We start from the raw sequence: 22631 nt of genomic DNA on the forward strand, positions 1-22631 counted from the left end.
CCCTACAGATATAAGATTTTACCAGTAATCCCCCCTAATTCAAACGGTCCAAAGTAAACAAAATTGCTTATTTTTGTTTCATGCAGGAAGATATATCCATATTAAAGGGATTACATCCAGGAATTGTCCTGGAGAGGGAGCTTAAAAAAAGGGGGCTTGCGAAGGGACCCTTTGCTCTTTCAATTAATGAATTCCCTCAAACCCTTGGTGCTATTACCAAAGGGAAAAGGAATATGAATACTGCTCTTGCCCTAAAGATTGAACATGCTCTTGATATAGAAGAAGGTTTTTTTATGATCTTGCAGATATTTTACGAAATCAAAGAAGAAAAACGAAAACAATACATTAATCAGCATCCAGATCTTTCTAAACTAAGGGCTATATTATTTTGGGATACCCAAATGGATAAAATCGATTGGCAACAACAGAAGCGAGCTGTTATTCAACGGGTATTTGAACGTGGGAATGAGCAGGAGAAGGAGGAAGTCAATCGTTTTTATGGAAAGGCCGAAGTTGATCAGGTACTGAAAAATAAAACCCAAAAAAAGGATGCCCGCTAAATTATACTGGAATACAGTTAGTCCATTGTTAAAATCAATTCTTCTTCAATTAATGCATTGTGAATTGTTAAAACAATTCCGGCTTGTAGGCGGAACTTCGTTAAGTCTTCAAATGGGACATCGCTTATCAGTAGATATAGATTTATTTACCGATGCTGCATATGACTCTATAGATTTCAATGCGATAGATAATTATCTACGTGAGGCATTCCCATATGTTACTGATCCGAGTCCCGGGCCAGTCGCCATGGGAAGATCCTACTTTATTGGAACCAGTGAGGAAGAAGCCATAAAACTTGATCTTTATTATACAGATCCGTTTATTCAACCTGAATTAATAATGGAGAATATTCGAATGGCTACTATGGAAGAGATTATTGCAATGAAGATAGATGTAGTACAACGTGGAGGTCGTAAAAAAGATTTTTGGGATTTACATGAAGTAATAGAAATATATTCTCCTGAACAAATGATAGACCTTCATCACCAGCGTTATCCCTATAGCCATGATGAAGCTGCTATCTGGTCGAATTTTGTGGACTTCTCAAATGCTGACGATGACTTTGAACCTATCTGTATGAAAGGGAAACATTGGGAATTAATAAAACTTGAAATTACAGAGTATATAAATAATAAGGGGGCCAGATAACTCAAATATAAAAGCCAGAAACAATGAAGTTTTCCTTTGCAGATATTCAGCCCCTTGATCTTACTATTACACCTATATTCATTTCCAGAGATGGGGATTCAAACTAATAAAGCCCTCAAATCTTTCGACTTGAAGGCTTTAAAGCTTGCGGGCTATCCGGGACAACTTTCGAACCTTTATAATGAGAGTTTGAAACAAATCATGACATCTTTCGAATCCATTTAATCCTAATACCTAATACCATGTATCTCAGTTTTGTCAATTTCAGGTACCCGTTATATTCTTTTCTAACAGCTCCAATCCTGGTAATTGCATATTCGGTTGTCGCAATTTTCCGGATAAGCTGGCGCGTTATTAAACCCCAGTTCAAATTTGATAATTATTGTCATAATTTTAAGACACGTTGGACCGCCCTGTCTAATTATATAATATTTTCTTTTCATACATGAAACACTATAATAAAAGACTTATTTTCCTTATTTCCACTATTGTGATCTTGCTGGTTAGCCCACCATTTTCTTTTGCTCAAAGGATATGGGATCATCAATCGGAATTGTTTTTACAACTCAGGAAAAGCAAAGCAGATACAGGTCGGGTGCATATTTTGCTAAAACTGGGCCAATATTATTTGCTCAGGGAATATTACGTGTACAGAATTGGAAATCCATGGACACAGCTTGATAGCGCTTCCTTGTTTGCAGCCCAGGCTCTTCATCTTAGTGAGTCATTAAAATATGAAAATGGAAAAAATGAAGCTATTTTATTAAAAGGAGATGCCTTTATTAGAAAAAATGAAATAAAATCTGCGCTTGACCTGTTAGGCCCACTACACGATTCAACCCGTTTTCGTTTATTGATCATATTAGGCCGCCATTATCTGTTTCATAAATCCGGATTCAAACAGAATTTAGACAGCTCTATGATTTTCCTAGAGCAGGCAAGTAAAATAGCACCGGTTCATTTGTCTGCAAAATGGCAACCTGAACGCACGCATATCAAGGCAATGGTTAGCTTTATTACCGAAGGCCTGCAGCCAAGTAAAAAGCTATATCAGGAAACGATAGCTCAAATAAGCATGCCAGGTAATGAAGAACGGGAAGCCCTTTTGTGGTACGAGCTGGCAATGCTGATTCCGTTGCGTGAGAATACTGGAATAACCAGGTTGCATTGTTTTGAGCAAATGCGCTCGCTTTATAAAAAAAGTGGTAATCAGGAAAGAGAAGCATTTGTTTTAAAGACGATTGCTGATATACATTTGGTGAATGGCAGGGTAAATCTGGCAGAAACTGCGTTATTGAATTCACTGGATCTTTACAAAGCGATCGGTTATCGGGATCTGCATTATATTTATGATCTGCTGGCTTTTACCTATCGCTATAAAGGCGATTTCAATAAGTGTATTTTTTATGGGTTAAAGGCAATAGAAAGTATCGAAGCCACAAATGATTCCACTTCATCCCTTACTTTTTACAGTCGCCTTGCCAATATGTACAGGGAAATAGGGCAACCAGACAAAAGTGTGGAGTGGTATTCGAAAACACTCAATAATCGGGTATTTAATGATAGCGACAATTTTTATAAATTCAGGGATGCAAGCTTCTTTGCAAGGGAACTAATAAAAATAAAAAGGGAGAAGGAAGCACTCGCCTATATTCTTGACATCAACGCCAAAAACAAACCTATCGGAGTTGACGCAAAAATATGTCTGTTAGGTTCATTGGCATACTGTTACCAGGCTGTGAAGCAGGATCAACAGGCCGAAAAGTATTATCTTGAATTAATAAAACTGGCAGGGCAGCTGCAGGAAAACAATGAAATAACCACTGATGTCTATTACGAGATAGGGCAGTATTTTATCAATAAGCAGCAATACAGGAACGCGATTACATATTTGCAAAAGGCACTTGGCGCTGCGGAAATCAGGAATTCACTTGCAATGATGAAAGACATTCAGCTGATGCTCTTCAAAGGTGATTCCGGCGTAGGAAATTACACTTCCGCTATACAACATTTACTCAGGCACAAGCAATTGAGCGACTCCCTTTTCAATGAAACCAAGCACTGGCAAATAGAAGAATTACAGATTCAATTTGAAACCGCTAAAAAGGAAAAGGATATTAAACTGCTTAACAACCAAAACCAACTGCAGCGTATCAGTATTGAGCAGACTAATAAAACAAAGAACATAATCCTGGCCTATGTAGTACTGCTGCTGGTCATTGTGGGCCTGCTATTTAACCGCTATCTGATAAAACAAAGAAACAATCGCAAGCTCAGTGCTAATCAGAAGGAACTGGATCAGAAAAATTTATTCTTAGAAGAACTGATTACAGAGCAGGATAAATTACTCAAAGAAAAAGAATGGTTAATCAAAGAGGTACATCACCGGGTTAAGAACAACCTTCAGATGGTAACCGGCTTACTATATGCGCAATCCAGGTATCTTGAGGATAATACAGCCCGGCTTGCTGTGAATGACAGTCTGCGGCGGATGCAGGCAATGTCAATGATTCACCAGAAGCTTTACAAGGATGAAAATATGTCAACCATTTCGATGCCCGTTTATATCAAAGACCTGGTGCGTTACCTGCATGAAAGTTTTGATGCTAACAATCAGATAACTTTTGATCAAACGATCGAGTCGGTAGATCTTGATATTTCGCAGGCAATCCCATTGGGATTGATCATTACGGAAAGCATTGTCAATGCTATCAAGTATGCCTTCCTGACTGAGCAGAAAGGGGTCGTAAGCATTCATTTACAATATGAGGGCACCGATCAACTATTGTTGAAAATATCGGACAATGGTATTGGTTTACCTGCAGGACTTGACACCGGTAAAAACCATTCACTCGGACTGGATCTGATGCAGGGGCTTACCAAACAGCTAAAGGGCAGCTTTTATATTGAAAGCAATAAAGGCGTACACATAACGGTGAGGTTTCCAATCTTAATTAAATGAACTCAGCAACAATATAAATATGAATATCAAAATATTGATTGTAGAAGATGAATTTATTGTGGGAAATGCGCTCCGCTTAGCAGTGGAGACAGCTGGTTATCGTGTAACAGGTATGGTGGCTTCGGTTGAAGAGGCTGAAGAAAATATACGGAACCAACAGCCGGACCTTGTACTGCTCGACATTCGATTAGAAGGAGAAAGTTCAGGTATAGACCTGGCCAGGAAACTGAGGGCGGAAAATATTCCTTTCATTTATTTGTCTGCACATTCAAGCCAGAAAATACTGGAAGAAGCAAAGACAACCGAGCCTTATGGATTTCTTGTAAAGCCATTCAGGGAAAATGACCTGCTGGTAGCGTTGGAAATAGCCCTATATCGTCATCGCCATAGCCTGGAAGCCCAACTCAGGCAAGAAGATTTTTTGCAAAAGCAGTTAGCCACAATAAGCAATGAAACTGCAACGGCTGAACAACAGCTACTGAAGATTGCCCGTTTGTTACAATCATATATCCCTTTTGATCTTATATCCGTAGGACCCAGGCCTTTTGATGCTGCGCAATTCAATGACACAGCCTATTTACGAATAGGGTTTGATGAATACCAGTTTATTCGTGAAAAAGAATTAACAACCATTACCGGTTTAACTAAAGACGAGCTTTCCAACATCATTAAGAACAGCCATACAGATGCAGACGCAATCATTTACAGTGATGAAATAACAAAACAGGAATTGAATGATCCTTCGCTACAAAAAACATGGTTTGATTTCCTTAATTGTCAGGCTTTCCTGGTTTTCCCGGTGGATTTAAAGAACGGTTCGGCGGTTCACTACTTCTTTTACAGTCGCCAGCGCGCTATTTACACGGAGAAGCACATTGCTTTACTGGATCGTTTTAAAACGTATTTGACAGAACTGGCAGAGAAAATGACGCATGCAGCGCGTGCAACCGATCAACCCTTTTCTACTAACAAAGACTATAGTGAAGCTGCGAATCGTCCCGAATTTCAGGGTATTATTGGCAACCACCCGCTTTTACTGGCTGCTTTGGATCTTACCACGCAGATCGCGCCCTATAATACGTCGGTCTTGATACTTGGTGAAAGCGGAACCGGAAAAGAAAAAGTAGCCCATTATATTCACGCGCTGTCACAAAGAGCAAAGGGGCCATTCGTAAAAGTAAACTGTGCTGCCATTCCAACCACATTGATAGAATCGGAGCTATTTGGCCATGAGAAGGGAGCATTTACCGGCGCCATAGAAAAAAGAAAAGGAAGATTTGAACAAGCCGATGGAGGCACTATTTTTTTAGATGAAATTGGAGAATTGCCGCTGGATATGCAGGTTAAATTACTCCGTGTTTTACAGGAAAAAGAAATTTCATCTGTAGGCGGAAGTTCCTCCGTAAAAGTGAATGTTAGAATTGTGTCCGCTACTAACCGAAACCTGGAAAAAGAAGTAGCAGAAGGAAATTTCCGGCTTGATCTCTATTATCGGCTCAATGTATTTCCCATAACATTGCCGCCTCTACGGGAACGGAAAACAGATATTGAAACGCTGGCACTTTTTTTTGCAAACAGGTTTTGCCAGGAATTCAATAAGCCATTCCAGGGTATTGCACCTTCCATGATAGAAGAAATGCGTGCCTACAACTGGCCGGGGAATATTCGGGAGTTGGAGAATATTATGGAGCAGTCAGTTATCCTTAACGATGGAAAATCAAAACTGGAATTAAGGCGACGCCTGACCATGGCGGCTCCTGCGTTAACCGGTGAAATAAATATCGAAACACTGCAGGATGTAAAACACGTTCAGCAGGAAACAGAAAGAGCTTATCTTATTTCGGTCTTAAAAAGAACGAATGGCCGTATACGCGGCACAAATGGCGCTGCGAAAATGTTGAATGTCAAACCAACCACGCTGGAAGCAAAAATGGCTAAGCTGAACATTAAGAGACAGGATTTTATCCAAACCACAGGAAACCAGTAAACATCTACTCCAATATTTTTAGACTTCATGCAGCCAACTCCAAAAAAATTGGAGTTGGCTGATTGTCATGGTTGTAAGTACCCCTCATTATAAGAGTACTAAAAACTCATTTTCATTGCCTTGTAAAGAAGGACAATCCTATTCTTAGGATCTATATTATATGGCATACAAATGGTGTCACCTGAGATTGGTTGTTGCTTTAAAAAATTAAACGTAATTCTATAGACCTGATAACATGAACAGATTGAGGTTACACATTGAAGACATAACGCCAGTTAACGATGAAGAATTTGAATTCATCAAATCGTTCTTTACATTAAAAAAAGTACGCAAGAATCAATACCTGATACAGGAAGGAGAAGATGTTAAATACGAGTACCTGGTACTCTCTGGCATATATAGAGTATTTTATTCCGACGATCTGGGAAAGGAATATGTTTGCATGTTTGCTCAGGAGAACTGGTGGATGTCTGACTATAATTCCTATTTTAACCAGAAGCCGGCAAGCATGTACCTGGAATGTTTAGTGCCTGGTGAAGTATTATGCCTCAGCCTTTATGGCAGGGAAAAACTGGCTGCTGAGCTGCACAAAATGGAACATTTTTTCAGGATGAAAATGACCAGAGGGTTTATTGCCCTACAGCTAAGGATCAAAATATTGCTTTGCAATGCACCACAAAAACGATATGAAGAATTTGCAAAATTATATCCCGTCTTAATACAACAAATACCTAAAAAAATGATCGCAGAGTTTCTCGGCTTGCGTCGCGAAACACTAAGCCGGTTATATACTAACCATAAATAAGGGCGTTAGGATAGACTATAATATTAAGAGGGTGTATCAATGCTGATATACCCTCTTTTGTTTCAATCAACTTCTACTGTATCCCTGCCAATGAGTGACTGGAATCACGCTGCAATAGTGAGTCTAATCACTCCCAAAAAGTGAGTAGACGTCTTTATGGCTCCCTGTTATGATAGTAATTTTATCTCACAACGGTTGTTAAACAAACAATACGTAACCATCCTATACTATCACATCAGAAAAATTTAAAGTGTATGTCACATCTAACATCTCCCCAAAAAGGTTTCAGGATCCATCTGATCGTTTTCTTTTTGACCACGCCGGCCATCTGGATCTTGTGGTATCTGACCGACAGAACTTATCCATGGCCTTTATGGTCAACACCAGCATGGGCAATAGGCGTCCTGTTTCACTACCTGGGCGTTTTTGTTTTTAAAAATCAAAAAACATCTAAAAACTAATATCATGGATCAGCAACAAAAAACAGTAAGACGTATCGTAACAGGTCATAACGCAGATGGAAAAGCAATTATCGTGTCAGACGCTTCACCCGGCCAGACGTATATGATTGGCGGGCCAAACGGCGCCAGATTTCATGAAGTATGGAATACACGGCAGTCGCCAGCGCTGATTGATCCTGTTTCCGGCGAGTTGGAAGAAACCAGCCTGGTACTGGGGCCTCCTAAAAATGGCACACGTATCAGGGTGATTGATTTTCCGCCAGAAGGGGAGGAGATCAGAAATCTTACCAAAGAAGAAGCGGGTACGCACTTTAAAGCTATGGGCGGAGAAGCAGCTTCGAAAGCAGGCCAGGATGCACCACATCCTTTGATGCACCGCACGGCGACGATTGATTACGGTATTGTGCTGGAGGGAGAAATAACATTGATAGTTGATCAAGGCGAAGTAACGATCAAAGCCGGCGACATTATCGTTCAACGTGGCACCAACCATGCCTGGGCAAACCGGTCGGGGAAACCCTGCCGTATGGCTTTTATCCTTATCGATGGTGAATTCACCAATGAACTTCTTTAAAACATAAAAACAACATCATGCGCTTACAACCGTTGCCACCCCATACCCTTAGTCCCGAACTTCGCTATGTACACGATGAAATCGCTAACGTAATAACCAGCAGCCAGGGCCCGGTAGTGATGATGAATGCCGAAGGGGCGCTATTAGGGCCGTTTCCGCCCATGTTACATTTTCCACAATTTGGTATACCTGCGCTAACATTTTTGAAGTCGTTAGATAACCATGCAACACTTCCGAAAACAGTGCGTGAAGTGGCCATCCTTACGGTAGGCGGTGCCTTTGGTTCCCGCTTTGAGCTATATGCGCATGAGATCATGGCGGCGGCCTTTGGGCTTTCAGCCGGTATTATCGCATCATTGGCAGCTGGTGGCCGCCCGGAAGGTCTAAACGAGCAGGAGGCGATCGCTCATGACGTAGCATCGGCATTGGTTAAAGGCCATGTTGTTCCAGCTTCCACCTATCATCAGGCTGTCAATGTGCTTGGGCAAAATGAAACCGGAGAGCTCATCTTTCTCATCAGCGGCTATTGCCTCATTGCAACAGTATTAAATGGATTTGATATGCCTGCGCCTGAAAATAATGGATAAGATAAAGAATGCTCCCACTATAACAATAGCCAAAATATGACTGCAATCAATAAATTCAATGCGGTAATTATAGGAAGCGGGCTAGGTGGCCTAACAGCCGGTGCCACACTAGCCAAATTGGGAAAGAAGGTGCTGGTCCTTGAGCAGCACTATATACCTGGGGGATGCGCCACCAACTTCAAGCGCAAGGGTTTTATCATGGAAGTAGGGTTACACGAAATGAATGGCTTTCATGACAGAGATATCAAAGCTGAAGTGTTCGAGCTGCTTGACGTAAATAAGTTTATACAATTCGTTCCGGCGCCTGAGCTCTTTCATGTAACCTCTGCAGCTACCACATTCACCTTTCCACACGGCACAGCACGTGCACAACAGGCACTGATCGAAAAATTTCCACACGAAGCAAAAGGCATTCAGGCTTTTTTCAGGCTAATGAACAATGTCCTGGATGAAATTTACCGGATGCCAAAAGAAAAGTGGAAGATGACACTGATCTATCCCTTCATACCTGTTTTGTACTCAAATATTTTTAAGTCACTAAAGCTAAGCTGCGGCGACTGGCTCGATAAACACATCACCGATGAACAGCTTAAACTGGTGCTTACTACCAACGTTTTGTATTATGGCGATGATCCGTACAATTTATCGTTGCTGCATTTTGCTATTGCACAAGCTGGATATATAACCGGTGGCGGCTATTATATAAAAGGCGGCTCACAAAAGCTTTCCGATTACCTTACTTCCTTTATTGAAAAAAATGGCGGACAGGTAATGGCAGGTAAGAAAGCAGAAAATATTCTGGTTGAAAATGACAGGGCTACTGGTGTGCAGTACCGCGATGCTTTCAATGATTCACTGGAACCTGTAACCATTTATGCAGATGCCATTGTATTGAACGCGGCCATACCACATGCTATAAAGATGCTACCCGAACCTTACAGACAATCGTTGAAAGAAAAAACGAAAAACCTGGAAACATCCTGTTCGCTGATTTCAATTTACATGGGTTTCGATATTGACCTGAAGCAATTTGGCGTACAACATTACTCCACCTTCATTCAGGGCAAAGGTATCAACCAGCTGAAAGACATCAAAGCTAACAACATTGGAGACTGGGGTAATAAATCTTTTGTATTTGTCGATTACAGCCAGCTCGACTCCGGAATTACACCTGCGGGGAAAAGCTTTGGTGTGATCTGCGCAGCCGATTATTTATCGGAGTGGGAGGGATTGGATGAACCGGCCTATAAAAACAAAAAGGAACAGATTGCGCAGCTCTTTTTAAAAAGACTGGAAACGCATTACCCCGGCATTCTTCAGCATATCATTTTTTATGAAGTCGGGACTGCTAAAACTATTCAACGGTATACACTTAACCCCAAAGGCACGCCTTATGGCTATGCACAGAGCCCCTCACAATCGGGTGTGAAAAGAATTCCGGCAAGATCTCCTCTTAGAAATATGTATTTCGCCTCGGCATGGTCTTTTCCCGGCGGCGGATTTACCGGGTCGATCTCCGGCGGCTATTGGGCTGCCATGTCTATGAATAAAGCGATCAAATGGCAAACCTATAACAAACAATTACTGGAAGATGGCAGGATCGTCAAACTACTGACAACCCAGGTAATCGCGGAAAACACCATAGAGCTGACCTTTGAGAAACCACCAGGATTTTACCATAAGCCAGGACAGTACGCCATTCTTCGCCTGAATAAACCAAAGAAAATCGAACTGGACCTACCCTTTCGTTCACTTTCCATTGTCTCTCATCCCGACGAGCCAATCCTTCGTTTTGCCATGAGAGTGAGCGATAGCAGCTTTAAATACTCCTGTTTACAAATGGAGGCAGGAGATGAGGCCACCATCTTTGGGCCTTGCGGTAATTTTCTGTTGAAACCAGGCATGGGGCACACCGTATTCCTTATTTGCGGCATCGGCATCACACCCGTTCTACCCATACTAAAGGAACTGGAAAAAAAACAATTCAAAAGCAGGATCTATCTTTTCAATTCCAATAGAACAATAGCATCTACAGCATATCAACGGGAACTGGAAAATATAAAAATAGAAAATTACACCTATCTGCCGGTCATCACTTCAACGAGCAAGAGGATCGATATTGATCTGCTAAAATACCATTTGAATGACCTGCTGCAATACGATTATTACTTAGTAGGAACTTCTCCCTTTCTGGCTTCTATGAAGCAGTTATTGACCCGGGAAGAGGTTCCCATTGACAAAATAAAAATGGACGACTTTGGCTAGCCCGCAATATTATCCAATTAAATAAGAGATGGAAACAATAAACTATTAACAATGACAAAAACAATTTTCCTGCTGCTGGCAGCAGCATTCGCTATGTCTACATTTGCGTACTGCAAAAAAAACGAAGACAATGCTATCGGTACCCCCAGGACCTATGTACTGGTACATGGCGCATGGCAGGCGCCCTACGTTTGGGATGCCGTACGTACTGATCTGCTAAATAAGGGGCACAAAGTAATTGTTGTAGAACTTCCGGGGCATGGCAGCGACAAAACGCCACCGCAGACCCTGAGTCTGGATGTTTACCGGGATAAAGTGACAGAAGCTATTGCTACAGTAAATGAAAAAGTTATTTTGGTTGGGCACAGCATGGGGGGCATGGTGATCACTGCGGTGGCAGAGAAGATCCCTTCCAAAATCAGCCAACTGGTTTACATTGGCGCTTTTCTACCAGCATCGGGACAGGCGCTGGCTGATCTGGCCCCCACTGATCCTGATTCTAAACTGGGAGCCTCATTAATTCCCTCTTCCGACCATTTGACGCTCGATGTAAAGGCCGATAGCCTTACCTGGCTTTTTATCAATGATGGTACGCCCGCTGTTAAACAACAGGTAATTGATAATTATCGTGCAGAGCCAGCAATTCCGTTTTCCAATAAGGTTACGTTAACCGATGTCGCCTTTGGATCTGTTAAAAAAGTATATATCAAAACGCTGCAGGATATTGTTATTTCACCAGCCCTGCAGGACAACATGATTGCCGCGGCACACATTACCACCGTTCTTACAGTAAATACAAGTCATTCGCCATTTCTGTCTCAACCGCATGAAGTGTCAAAGCTATTGCTCAGCATAGCAAAATGATAACGGTAACGGCCAATGGTTTACATCATTGGCCGTGATTCAAATCACACTTTATTAGTGATCCGCTCACTTCCTTAGGAATATATACTCAGCTAATTTTGAATTGACAATTTATTCATGCACGTTAAAACAAAATGAAATGAGGACAAACGCATGGCTATCTAATACCAACATTGTACTTGTATTGATAACAGCTTTTCTGATATGCACCTCATATACAAAGGCACAAAATGTAAGTAAGATGAAAAAGAAAATTCTATTTGTAGTAACCAGTCATGATAAAAAAGGGAATACTGGTGAAAGAACAGGATTCTATTTATCAGAAGTGGCCTATCCCTGGGAGGTGCTTACGAATGCTGGCTATGATATCGATTTTGTTAGTCCCAAAGGAGGGGCAGCCCCTGTGGATGGTTTCAACCTTGGTGATGTTGTCAATAAAAAATTCTGGAACGATACTGCATACAGGGAGAAAATTGAAAAAACACAAAAGCCCTCCGAAATTAATCCTGCGCAATATGTTGCCATTCACTATGCCGGTGGCCATGGCGCCATGTGGGATCTTGCAGACGATACAACTTTAGCTGCTATTGCTGCAAAGATCTATGAGAATGAAGGCATTGTAAGCGCCGTTTGTCATGGCCCGGCAGGACTTGTCAACATCAAGCTTTCCAATGGCCAATACCTGGTTGATGGTAAGAAAATAAATGCCTTTACCAACGAAGAAGAAGTGGCCGTTAAACTTGAGAAGGTTGTGCCCTTCCTGCTGGAGTCGAAATTAATGGAACGGGGAGCCATATTTGAAAAATCAGGTCTTTGGCAATCACATGTTGTAACGGACCAACGCGTGGTAACAGGTCAGAATCCACAATCGGCAAAGGCTGTTGGAGAAGCAGTACTATCAGCATTACAACAGCAACAGGCTGTAGCCAGGCTTACACGTTATGAAGTAAAACCCGAATACCTGGACCAATTCAAAAAAGCAATTACAGATTACGTAATATATGCTATCGGTATTGAAAGCAATATTATGGCGGAAGCCTACTATGAAAGGGAAAACCCTTCCATACTTTGGATAATAGAACGGTGGGGAAGTATTGAAGAATGGATGAAAGCAAAAAGTAACACCCAATCGCAGGCAGTAAGTCGTTTAGCAGAAATGGCTTTACAAAAGCCGATAAAAAGCATCCCTGTAAAAGACCTGGAACCCCTTTCAAAACAACAATGGCGTAAAACAGCCAATGCAGCAGACAGTCAGCTTACCATTATGCTGTTTGTAGATGCAAGGGCAGGAACACAGCAGCGCTTTAAAGATGTTTACCACGTAGCAATGCCACAATTCAGAAGTGAACCCGGCGTCATTACTTATCAACTATCACAACTGGAAGAAGACGATACACAGTTTGTAACGTATGAAAAGTTTAGAAGTAATGCAGCTTTTCAATATCATCTCAATTTTCCGCCCATTCAACCGGTGATCGATTACCTCAATTCAAGTATCAAAAAGCAACCGTTTCAGACTGGGCTTCATAACCTTATTGAATTTTCACCCCTTATTCGTCAATAGCATTAAGAACCTTCAAAGGAAATCATTAACTATTAAATTGAAAAAAAATGAAACCATTTAATCATCTCATTGTAGCAGGTATACTGACCATACTCGCAATAACTGCAGATGCGCAGGTAAAAGTAAAAACTGAACATATGAATACAATAGAAAACGCGAACGAACTGGAAATCATCAATCAATTATCAACAGAGTCGGCTGTTGTAAACATGCCCGTATCAAAATTATTAAATGCACCGGGCAACGAAGCATTAAAAGCATTCTTCTTTACCCCGGTAAAAAACAGCTCGGCATTAAAAGGCAAGAAGATAGCAGTGCTTGTGGCAGACGGTTTCGAGGAAATTGAATTAACAGGTCCGGTATGGTATTTCAGACAGTTGGGAGCAACCGTTGATATAGTGGCGCCTAAGTACAACCCGGCTCCCGAACGATATGGGCTTGCTTATCCGGAAATGTCTAAAACCCACATCATGGCTATACAATACCTGCAGCCGGTAGGTTGGATAAAATTTGATCGTACGGCAGACCAAATTAAAGTCACTGACTATGATGCTGTATTCATTCCCGGCGGCGCCTGGAATCCGGATAACCTTCGGGCTGATAAAGATGTAATCAGATTTGTTCAGGAATTTAACAGATCCGGGAAACTAATAGCAGCAATTTGTCATGCACCTGTGGTGTTGGCTTCTGCAGATATCATCAAAGGGAAAAAACTCACCGGCTACTGGAATATACAAAGTGACCTGAAAAATGCCGGCGCCACTGTGCTGGAACAATCGGTAGTTAGCGATGGCAATTTGATTACCAGCAGACATCCCATTGACGTAGCCGATTTTTCCAGAGCGGTAGAAAATTGGTTGATTAAAAAATAGGTATACTCCTTTTTTAGGAAATGGACTTACGATAAAAACGAAACAAAAAAGCCTTCAGATCACATCTGAAGGCTTTTTAATTTCTGCGGTGAGAGAGGGATTCGAACCCTCGGTACAGTTTAACCCGTACGACGGTTTAGCAAACCGTTCCTTTCGGCCACTCAGGCATCTCACCGAATCAATTTCCCCGTTAGGGGTTGCAAAAATAGGAATTATTTTAACGTATCCAAAAGTTTTTTAGAATAAGATTTATCCGATTTATTCGTTTACCTTAATATAACCAATGCGATCTGACCTAAACAACTGTAAATGAAAATATTCACAGGTGTAATAACCGATCCCATATACGTTAGTCCTAAGGGGCCCGACAATGCCTTCCAGCGATTCTTCAAATCCATGATCCGCGATGAGCGTGACCTTCCATTTGTTTATCTGACAATGGAACTGACATTAACATTACTGCCGCTGGCTATCATTTTATACCTGCCGGTACCCGGATGGTTGTGGTGGACAGCCGCCATTGTTTATCAGGTACTGAACAATTTCAGGTACAAAGGCTCCTTCGGACTGATGCTGCACTGTACCAGCCACCGGGTATTCTTCAATAAGAAATATGGTATCCTGAACCATTATCTCCCCTGGGTGCTAGGACCACTATTTGGACAGACCCCGGAAACTTACTACAGCCATCATATCGGCATGCACCATCCGGAGAACAATATGCCCGAAGATGAAAGCAGTACCATGGCTTACCAACGCGATTCTTTCAAGGGATTCGGCAAATACCTGACAAGCTTTATATTTACGGGCGTTGTCACCCTCTGTCAGTATTTTATCCGTAAACATCGCCAGAAACTGATGGTCAAAACCGCCAGAGGAGAACTGCTCTTTTATCTCGCCTGTATAGGACTGTCTTTTATCAATTTCCCGGCCACCCTGACAGTATTCATTATCCCATTTGTCATTTCCAGGATCATTATGATGGTAGGCAACTGGGCACAACATGCCTTTATTGACGCCAGCGAACCCGACAACTCATATAAAAACAGTATTACCTGTATTAATACCAAATACAATCACCAATGCTGGAATGACGGCTACCACATCAGCCATCACGTAAAGCCCTCCATGCACTGGACGGAACATCCGGTTTATTTCCGGCAAACACTGCCAGAGTACATTGCCAATGACGCCATCGTATTTGACAGTATCCACTTCCTGCACGTCTGGCTTTATCTGATGACCAAACGGTATGATCTCCTGGCCAGGCATTTTGTGAATATTGGTAACAGGTTCAATACCGACGAAGAAATTATCGCCTTTCTGAAAACCCGCACTCAAAAAATAGACCTCACGGCAGTGCCCGTGACCAGCGCCGTAGCCTGATAAATTGCCCTCTTTTTATTTATATGACACATAAATCTTATGAATATGCGTAATCATAAGAATAAGTGACTAAATTTGCGCTCTAACTTTCGATTTTAAAGTCAAAGCATTATGCGCACTGTTACGTTAAAAAGGGTTGTGGTTACCGGGCTGGGGGCCTTAACGCCTATCGGAAACGATGTAAACACATTCTGGAATAGTCTTAAATCAGGTACCGGTGGTGCTGGTCCTATTACCCGTTTCGACACTACGGAGTTTAAAACCAAGTTCGCCTGCGAACTAAAAGGTTTTGATATAGAGAAATTCATGGAAAAGAAGGAAGCCCGTAAAATGGACATGTTTACGCAATATGCCATGGTGGCTGCCCAGGAGGCTGTTGAACATGCAGGCCTTCACCTGGATGGTGTGGACAAAACCCAAATCGGTGTGATCTGGGCGTCTGGTAACGGTGGTATGCAGACCTTCGAAGACCAGATCGTCGAATTTACACAGAGCAACTTCGTTCCTAAATTCAATCCTTTCTTTATTCCCAAGCTGATCTCCGATATCGCAGCAGGTCAGATCTCCATGAAATATGGTTTCATGGGTGTGAACTACTGTACTGTATCTGCCTGCGCTTCATCCAGCAGTGCATTGGTAGATGCTTTCAACTATATCCGCCTGGGTAAGGCCAACGCTATCGTAGCTGGTGGTTCTGAAGCGCCTGTTACCCGCGCAGGTATTGCCGGTTTCAATGCTCTCAAGGCGCTGTCTACCCGCAATGAGGATCATGCTACTGCTTCCCGCCCGTTTGACGCTGACCGTGATGGTTTCGTAATGGGAGAGGGCGCTGGCGCGATCATTCTGGAAGAATATGAACACGCAGTGAAAAGAGGCGCTACCATCTACGCAGAAATGGTAGGTGGCGCTATGACCGCTGATGCTTATCACCTGACCGCTACCCATCCTGAAGGCCTCGGCGCCCGCTTAGGCATGGAAAGGGCCCTGGAAGATGCTGAACTGAAACCAGAAGATGTTGATTACATCAATGCACACGCTACTTCTACCCCGCTGGGTGATGTAAGCGAGCTGAAAGGTATCACCGGCGTATTCGGTGATCATATTACCAAAGTAAATATCAGCGCTACCAAATCCATGACCGGTCACCTCCTGGGGGCTGCCGGCGCGATTGAAGCGATTGCTTGTATCAAGGCTACTCAGTTTGACCTGATACCTCCTACCATCAATACTGCTACACTGGGTGAAGGTATCCCGACCAACCTGAACCTGACCCTCGGTAAGGCACAGGAACGTACCGTAAATGTTGCTATGAGCAATACCTTCGGTTTCGGTGGTCATAATGCGATCGTAATATTCAAAAAATACAAGGCTTAATAAGGCCAACCGTATTATAATAATAGTGAAAAAGCGAATTACGATCGTAATTCGCTTTTTCATTATCACTGCCCTCCTTCCTCTTCTATACTAAGAGGATCATAAAGCGTAATTTTCTTTCCTTCGGATAAGATTTGGGAATACTACCCCTGATAAAACTACATCCCAAAGTCCCTCCCCCGGGAACACGTAACGGGATTATTCGTAGCATTCGGCTCCCCTGGATGCCGCGTGCTTGTAGCCAGGGGTTTCAACTCCGGGAACCGAATTGGATCATTCGCGAAAATACAGCTCCGTCGCTGCCGTCTGTTTGTAGCCTGGGAGAGCTGTCAATGATTATCAATACCCGGAATATGACCGCTCCTTCATTAACCAGGAAATTAACGAAAAAGGGTATGTTACAGCCTACGAGACAAGTTTATGGTATGCTGATACGCGTATAGCCACCCGTACCGTTTGGCATTGTCCCGATGATAATCAGCATGTTACTAAATAGCCTCACTAAAATTTTTAGTAAACTCGTAATTATGCCGTAGTTTAGTAGTCTAAAATAGTCCGTGGTTCATTTTCCGGTGGACCACGGCTTTTTAAACTGATATGGCAAAGAAGAAAGAGAATGTAATAACGCCTGACCCGGCACCGGTCACGGCAGATGACCATATAGCAGTGTTTGGCGCCAGGGCACATAACCTGAAAAATCTGGACCTGCAGTTACCCAAGAATAAACTGGTAGTCATTACGGGCATCAGCGGAAGCGGAAAATCCTCCCTTGCGTTCGATACCATTTATGCCGAAGGCCAGAGGCGATACATGGAGAGCTTCTCCGCCTACGCCCGCCAGTTTATCGGTGATATGGAAAGACCTGACGTGGATAAGATCACCGGCCTTTCCCCGGTAATCTCCATCGAACAGAAGACGACCAACAAAAACCCCCGTTCTACGGTGGGTACCATCACAGAAATCTATGACTTCCTCCGTCTCCTTTACGCACGTGTAGGCCTTGCCTATTCATATAATACCGGCAAACGCATGACCCGCTTCTCCGAAGAAGAGATCCTGGATCATGTGTTCAAAAACTATCCGAAGAAGAAGCTGGTAATATTAGCTCCGCTCATCCGTGGCCGTAAAGGACACTACCGCGAGCTGTTCGAACAACTCCGTAAACAGGGCTACCTCAAAGTACGCGTCAACGGAGAGATCCTTGACCTGAAAGAACGTATGCAGGTGGACCGTTACAAGATCCATGACATTGAACTGGTAGTGGACCGCATCCAGGTACAGGATGACGCCCGTACCCGTATCAGCCAGAGCGTGCAGAAAGCTCTCCAGATGGGTAAAGGCCTGCTCTTCATCATGGACAACGACAGCGGAAAGGTCAGCCAGTACAGTAAACAACTGATGTGTGAGGATACCGGCCTTTCCTACGAAGAGCCATCTCCCAACACATTCTCCTTTAACTCCCCCTACGGAGCCTGCCCCCGCTGTAAAGGACTGGGTACCATCTACCAGATAGACATGGATGCCATCATTCCTGATTATTCTATTTCTATCAATGATGGCGGCCTTGCACCCCTCGGTGAAGCCCGTGATACCTTTACCTTCAAACAGGTACAGCAGCTGGCCCGTAAACATAAATTCTCCCTGACAGCTCCTATCTCCGAACTGCCGCAGAAGACCTTAAACCTCCTGCTGTTTGGTGACGAGAACGGTAAGCTGGAGATGGATATGGAATTTGGCGACGGCGCAGAAGAAGCTTACAACAACGAATTTGAAGGAGTGATCAATACCGTGCGCCGTTATTTCAACGATACTTCCTCCGATGCTGTACGTAACTGGGCAGAAAGCTTCATGAAGCTCCACACCTGTCCTGAATGTAACGGTACCCGCCTGAAAAAGGAGAGCCTCTTCTTTAAAGTGGATGAAAAGAATATCGCGGAACTGGGCAGCATGGATCTCGACAAGCTACAGGACTGGTTCAAAGACATTGAAAAACGCCTGGATAAAAAGCAGAATACCATCGCCAAAGATATCCTCAAAGAGATCCGTGAGCGCCTGGGATTCCTCCTCAATGTAGGACTGAACTACCTCACCCTTTACCGCTCTACCCGTACACTGAGCGGTGGCGAGAGCCAGCGTATACGCCTGGCCACACAGATAGGCTCCCAGCTGATGGGGATCACTTACATCCTGGATGAGCCCAGCATCGGACTTCACCAACGGGATAACATGCAGCTGATCGACGCCCTCCGCAACCTGAAGGAGATGGGCAACACAGTGATCGTGGTAGAACACGACAAAGACATCATGCTGCACGCCGACTACCTCGTGGACATTGGTCCCGGTGCCGGTGTACACGGCGGACAGATCATCGCCCAGGGCGCACCGTCCCACATCCTGAAACTGGACACACCTACCGCCGGTTACCTGAATGGGAAACGGGTAGTACCGGTACCTGCCGAACGCCGTAAAGGCAACGGTAAGGCATTGGAACTGAAAGGCGCCACCGGTAATAACCTGAAGAACGTCAGTGTGAAATTCCCTCTTGGGATATTCATCTGCGTTACCGGCGTATCTGGTAGCGGCAAGTCCACCCTGATCAACGAAACACTCTACCCTATCCTCAGTAAACATGCCTACGACTCCAACATGGAGCCGATGCCTTACAAAAGCATCAAAGGGCTGGAGAACATCGATAAGGTAATAGAAATAGACCAATCCCCGATCGGACGTACCCCCCGGAGCAACCCTGCTACCTACTGCGGATTCTTTACCGACATCCGCCAGCTGTTCTCCCAGGTGCCGGAAGCCAAAATCAGGGGTTACAATGCAGGCCGTTTCTCCTTCAATGTGAAAAGCGGACGCTGTGATGTTTGTGAAGGCGGCGGCATGCGCGTTATCGAAATGAACTTCCTCCCGGATGTATACGTACACTGTGAGAAATGTAACGGACGCCGCTACAACAGGGAAACACTCGAAATCCGGTATAAAGGGAAATCCATCTCCGACGTACTGGACATGACTGTAGATGAAGCCGTGGAATTTTTCCAGCCTGTCAACTACATTTACCGCAAGATCAAAACCCTCCAGGATGTGGGCTTAGGTTACATCACCCTGGGACAATCGGCGGTAACGCTTTCCGGAGGGGAGGCCCAACGTGTAAAACTGGCTACCGAGCTTTCCAAAAAAGATACGGGTAAGACCATCTACATCCTGGACGAACCTACTACTGGTCTTCATTTCCAGGATATTCAGCTGCTCCTGAACGTTCTCAATAAACTGGTAGACCGGGGTAACACCGTACTGGTAATTGAACATAACCTGGACGTTATCAAAATGGCCGATCATATTATCGACCTGGGGCCTGAAGGTGGCGCCGGCGGTGGAACTATCCTCTGTAGCGGTACGCCTGAAGAAGTGGCCAACTGCAAGGACAGCCATACCGCCCGGTTCCTGAAGCCGGAACTGAAGAATTAACAGCCGGACGTCCTATTTAATATACCTCCGCCTTCTTACCAAAGGGAGCTTTGTTTCTCCCATTGGTAGACGGACAACCGGCAAGGTTGCGTAGGCATACTCAATTTTGAGCACTCAGCAAAAATGATATAGAGCCCTTTCCGTGGGTGATTAATTTCACCTGCGGAAAGCGGAACTTGTAAAGGGAACTCGTAATTTGCAGGCATGAAATACATTTCTGGGATTATAGCAATACTACTGCTGTCAGTATTTGCGGCCTGTGAAGATGAAACCAAAAGTTGTGACCAGACCCTGATCAGTGACCTGGGCATGAACTTTAAGAAGGACACATTGCAAGGCTTTTTAGTTAAAGATACCATCTGGCCCAAGGTGACCATGTATGCATTGGGAAGAGACTCGATCGTTAAAAAACAGCCAAGATCCAGCGTGTTTATGTCATTAGACCCACTGGCAGACAGCAGCAGGTTTTACCTGAAACTGGATTCCACCATGATCCCAGACACCTTGACCTTCCGGTATAAAAGGAAACAGAATTTTGTGTCGCCAGGATGTGGATTTGCCACCTTCTTCACCCTCGATACGGTGATCACCACCTATCATACCATTGACTCTTTACATATTAATAACAGGGAAGTAAACAGCACGAATGATACGCACATTTCTTTATTCTTTATCTATTAGTCTGGCCGGCCTGCTCACACAAGCTACTCAGGCTCAGGTAAAACCTGCTGGAGATACCAGTATCAAAAAAACGGCTGTGGATACTTCCGCCCCCAAACCCGTGCAACGTCCGCCGGCAACAGCTGCTCCCGCCAGGAAAGCAGCAGACACCTCCGGACGCAAACCTGCACAACATCCACCGGTAGCGGCTGTTCCTGCCAAAAAACCGGATTCTGTCTATTACGTTCCTGGCGGCCTCCGTCTGGGTATAGATATCAGCCGTTTTGCCCTGCACTTCTTCCAGCCCTACAGAACTGACGTAGCGGTACAGGCAGACGTACGCCTTAATAAGAAGCTCTATGGCGCTTTTGAAGTCGGTTATAACCGTACCTCTCACAGCGATACCAGCTATACCTATAAAGGCAGTGGTGCATATACCACCATCGGCGTGGATTATGACTTTCTGAAAAAGAAGGATCCTACTGATAAGAATATGGTATACGGCGGCATCCATTATGGCTTTGCCCGCAATAGCTACGAAGCTCCTGCCTACAATATCCACAATCAATACTGGGACTCCGAAACACCCGGCTCATTTCCTAAAACAAACATGACCGCCCACTGGATCGAGCTGACATTTGGTATGAGAGTGGAAGCACTCCCTAATTTATTCCTGGGATGGGCAGTACGTGAAAAGATCATGCTCGCCAACAACGCTGCTGAAGGGTTTGATCCTATTATCATTCCTGGTTTTGGCAGCGGCTCCAAGAGTTCGCAGTTCGATATGACTTACACGGTATCTTATTATATTCCGTTGTATAAGATAAAGATCCGCGAATCCCGGGAACCAAAAAAGAAGAAAGACTAAGCTTCCCTGATCATCTCTATATGCGGGATGTCGTCTTCCAGGTACATCTCACTGCTTTGTTTAAAGCCTAAAGAAGCGTAGAACTTCTCCAGGTATTGCTGTGCGCCTATTTTGATAGGCACCTTGCCGAACCGTCCTTCTACTACCGCAATAGAGTGTTCCATCAGTTTTTTGCCAATACCGGTCCTTCTGGCGCGGGGAGAAGTCACCACTCTTCCAATAGAGCACATGTCAAACTTGATACCCGGACCAAATACACGGGTGTAGGCTACCAGCTCATTGTCCAGCTCATCATCAAATCCCATGATATGTACAGCCAGCTGGTCCGCATTATCCATATCCTGGAAGACACAGTTCTGTTCCACTACAAATACTTCGCTCCTGAGGCGCAATAATGCGTATAGCTCCTGCGTGGTTAACTCTTCAAATGTCTTGGTAATCCAATGTATCATAAGATTGTTATTTATTTGATTCGTGCGGGGTTATGCCCGATAAATCCCCCGGTTTTGCAACCCGGGGCCACAAACACATCGCCCCAACGGGGCATGGCATACAAACCATCCACCTCGATCAAAAATCGTGTGTTTAGAGCAAATGTAATTAACAAAACACAATAGGACTCCGTCAGGAGTCCCATGTTTGTAGCCCGGGGTTTTAACCCCGGGGTCGATCAATACACGAGGGGTCGATCAATGCGTCCCCCCGGGGATTGGATTGCA

Annotated in this window: 18 protein-coding genes and 1 tRNA gene; 17 read left to right on the forward strand and 2 right to left on the reverse strand. The window is 43.9% G+C overall.

Going from position 1 to position 22631, the window contains the following annotated elements; genetic code table 11:
- Nucleotides 1-80: 80 nt before the first annotated feature.
- The 12 genes from F3I09_RS26485 to F3I09_RS26540 all read left to right on the forward strand — a co-directional run bounded on the left by F3I09_RS26485 (nucleotide 81) and on the right by F3I09_RS26540 (nucleotide 14150).
- Nucleotides 81-560 carry a plasmid maintenance system antidote protein gene (locus F3I09_RS26485; protein ID WP_149698077.1) on the forward strand — a complete coding sequence of 160 codons (480 nt, stop codon included), beginning with the start codon at nucleotides 81-83 and terminating at the stop codon, nucleotides 558-560.
- The gene (locus F3I09_RS26490) at nucleotides 550-1209 is read left to right on the forward strand and encodes a nucleotidyl transferase AbiEii/AbiGii toxin family protein (protein WP_149698078.1); all 660 of its coding nucleotides are present in this window, start codon (nucleotides 550-552) and stop codon (nucleotides 1207-1209) included. Before F3I09_RS26485 ends, F3I09_RS26490 begins: the two co-directional genes overlap by 11 nt.
- Before the next feature lie 919 nt (nucleotides 1210-2128).
- Nucleotides 2129-4171: a histidine kinase dimerization/phosphoacceptor domain -containing protein gene (locus tag F3I09_RS26495; protein ID WP_188133968.1), complete on the forward strand. Its 2043-nt coding sequence runs from the start codon at nucleotides 2129-2131 to the stop codon at nucleotides 4169-4171.
- A gap of 19 nt (nucleotides 4172-4190) precedes the next feature.
- Nucleotides 4191-6158: a sigma-54 dependent transcriptional regulator gene (locus F3I09_RS26500; protein WP_149698080.1), complete on the forward strand. Its 1968-nt coding sequence runs from the start codon at nucleotides 4191-4193 to the stop codon at nucleotides 6156-6158.
- A gap of 235 nt (nucleotides 6159-6393) precedes the next feature.
- Nucleotides 6394-6963 carry a Crp/Fnr family transcriptional regulator gene (locus tag F3I09_RS26505; protein ID WP_149698081.1) on the forward strand — a complete coding sequence of 190 codons (570 nt, stop codon included), beginning with the start codon at nucleotides 6394-6396 and terminating at the stop codon, nucleotides 6961-6963.
- Between the two features lie 254 nt (nucleotides 6964-7217).
- Nucleotides 7218-7424: a 2TM domain-containing protein gene (locus tag F3I09_RS26510; protein ID WP_090105735.1), complete on the forward strand. Its 207-nt coding sequence runs from the start codon at nucleotides 7218-7220 to the stop codon at nucleotides 7422-7424.
- 4 nt (nucleotides 7425-7428) lie between these two features.
- Nucleotides 7429-7998, forward strand: a complete 570-nt coding sequence (locus F3I09_RS26515) for a cupin domain-containing protein (RefSeq protein WP_149698082.1) — start codon at nucleotides 7429-7431, stop codon at nucleotides 7996-7998.
- Nucleotides 7999-8015: 17 nt separating this feature from the next.
- Nucleotides 8016-8585, forward strand: a complete 570-nt coding sequence (locus F3I09_RS26520) for a carboxymuconolactone decarboxylase family protein (RefSeq protein ID WP_149698083.1) — start codon at nucleotides 8016-8018, stop codon at nucleotides 8583-8585.
- Between the two features lie 36 nt (nucleotides 8586-8621).
- A complete protein-coding gene (locus tag F3I09_RS26525; RefSeq protein ID WP_188133969.1) occupies nucleotides 8622-10850 on the forward strand; it encodes an FAD-dependent oxidoreductase in 2229 nt (742 codons plus the stop codon).
- A 51-nt stretch (nucleotides 10851-10901) separates the two neighbouring features.
- Nucleotides 10902-11714 carry an alpha/beta fold hydrolase gene (locus F3I09_RS26530; RefSeq protein ID WP_149698084.1) on the forward strand — a complete coding sequence of 271 codons (813 nt, stop codon included), beginning with the start codon at nucleotides 10902-10904 and terminating at the stop codon, nucleotides 11712-11714.
- A 241-nt stretch (nucleotides 11715-11955) separates the two neighbouring features.
- Complete coding sequence (locus F3I09_RS26535; RefSeq protein WP_149698085.1) at nucleotides 11956-13278, forward strand: antibiotic biosynthesis monooxygenase; 1323 nt, start codon at nucleotides 11956-11958, stop codon at nucleotides 13276-13278.
- 47 nt (nucleotides 13279-13325) lie between these two features.
- Nucleotides 13326-14150, forward strand: coding sequence for a DJ-1/PfpI/YhbO family deglycase/protease (locus F3I09_RS26540; RefSeq protein WP_149698086.1), 825 nt, complete (start codon nucleotides 13326-13328; stop codon nucleotides 14148-14150).
- An 86-nt stretch (nucleotides 14151-14236) separates the two neighbouring features.
- Here F3I09_RS26540 and F3I09_RS26545 read toward each other — a convergent pair.
- A tRNA-Ser gene (locus F3I09_RS26545) sits at nucleotides 14237-14325 on the reverse strand.
- A 134-nt stretch (nucleotides 14326-14459) separates the two neighbouring features.
- Here F3I09_RS26545 and F3I09_RS26550 point away from each other — a divergent pair.
- The 5 genes from F3I09_RS26550 (at nucleotide 14460) to F3I09_RS26570 (ending at nucleotide 21912) form a co-directional block, all read left to right on the forward strand.
- Nucleotides 14460-15536: a fatty acid desaturase gene (locus tag F3I09_RS26550; protein WP_149698087.1), complete on the forward strand. Its 1077-nt coding sequence runs from the start codon at nucleotides 14460-14462 to the stop codon at nucleotides 15534-15536.
- A gap of 111 nt (nucleotides 15537-15647) precedes the next feature.
- Nucleotides 15648-16910 carry a beta-ketoacyl-ACP synthase II gene (gene fabF, locus F3I09_RS26555; protein WP_149698088.1) on the forward strand — a complete coding sequence of 421 codons (1263 nt, stop codon included), beginning with the start codon at nucleotides 15648-15650 and terminating at the stop codon, nucleotides 16908-16910.
- A gap of 597 nt (nucleotides 16911-17507) precedes the next feature.
- Nucleotides 17508-20384 carry an excinuclease ABC subunit UvrA gene (gene uvrA, locus F3I09_RS26560; RefSeq protein ID WP_149698089.1) on the forward strand — a complete coding sequence of 959 codons (2877 nt, stop codon included), beginning with the start codon at nucleotides 17508-17510 and terminating at the stop codon, nucleotides 20382-20384.
- A 204-nt stretch (nucleotides 20385-20588) separates the two neighbouring features.
- Nucleotides 20589-21065, forward strand: a complete 477-nt coding sequence (locus tag F3I09_RS26565; protein WP_149698090.1) for a DUF6452 family protein — start codon at nucleotides 20589-20591, stop codon at nucleotides 21063-21065.
- On the forward strand, nucleotides 21031-21912 hold the full coding sequence (locus F3I09_RS26570) for a DUF6048 family protein (RefSeq protein ID WP_149698091.1): 882 nt from the start codon (nucleotides 21031-21033) through the stop codon (nucleotides 21910-21912). The genes F3I09_RS26565 and F3I09_RS26570 overlap by 35 nt, the downstream gene beginning before the upstream one ends.
- On the opposite strand, the gene F3I09_RS26575 is transcribed toward F3I09_RS26570, so the two are convergent.
- On the reverse strand, nucleotides 21909-22364 hold the full coding sequence (locus F3I09_RS26575) for a GNAT family N-acetyltransferase (protein ID WP_149698092.1): 456 nt from the start codon (nucleotides 22362-22364) through the stop codon (nucleotides 21909-21911). The two genes, F3I09_RS26570 and F3I09_RS26575, sit on opposite strands and share 4 nt — an antisense overlap.
- Between the last annotated feature and the right edge of the window lie 267 nt (nucleotides 22365-22631).

The organism is Chitinophaga sp. CF418, from assembly GCF_900142925.1.
GTDB lineage: Bacteria > Bacteroidota > Bacteroidia > Chitinophagales > Chitinophagaceae > Chitinophaga.